General features: G+C 63.1%; 1 protein-coding gene. It reads left to right on the plus strand.

Annotation, left to right across the window (positions count from 1 at the left end):
* Positions 1 to 98 precede the first annotated feature (98 nt).
* On the plus strand, positions 99 to 463 hold a 365-nt coding region (locus V6E90_RS21520; RefSeq protein WP_332606410.1), incomplete at its 3' end, for a hypothetical protein.

A 463-nucleotide genomic window follows, 5' to 3' on the forward strand; every position in this document is an offset into this window, starting at 1 on the left:
CGGCGCCCACGTCATGGAGCATCTCGCCGCCGGTCCGGCCGAGAAACAGGGGCGCATCGACGCCGAGAGCGCGCCATTGCCGCACCAGCCTTAGCGCGATGCGCTCGACGCCGCCTGGCTCGAAACTGTGCAGAAACGTCAGGACGCGCACCTATGACACTTTTTGCGATCCCATCCCGGCGGGAACGCAAATTCCCGGCAACACCTACTATAACGGCTCCATCTTCAAGGGTGGCCGCTGCTTCCCCCGAACCTCTCTCATCCGCAACCGCGGCGTGCAGGGCAAGCTGGTCGTCGGCCTCACCGACAAGATCGATTTCACCGCGATCGCCGGCTATCGCGCGCTCGATATGAACTTCTCCGGCTCCTACGACGGCACGCCGCTGTCCGAAGCCTACACCCGCCATGAGATTTATGAGCATCACGTGACCGGAGAGTTGCGCCTCACCGGACGGTTCAAGTT

The organism is Acinetobacter sp. ESBL14 (assembly GCF_036668815.1).
In the GTDB taxonomy this organism is placed as follows: Bacteria; Pseudomonadota; Gammaproteobacteria; order Pseudomonadales; family Moraxellaceae; genus Acinetobacter; species Acinetobacter gyllenbergii.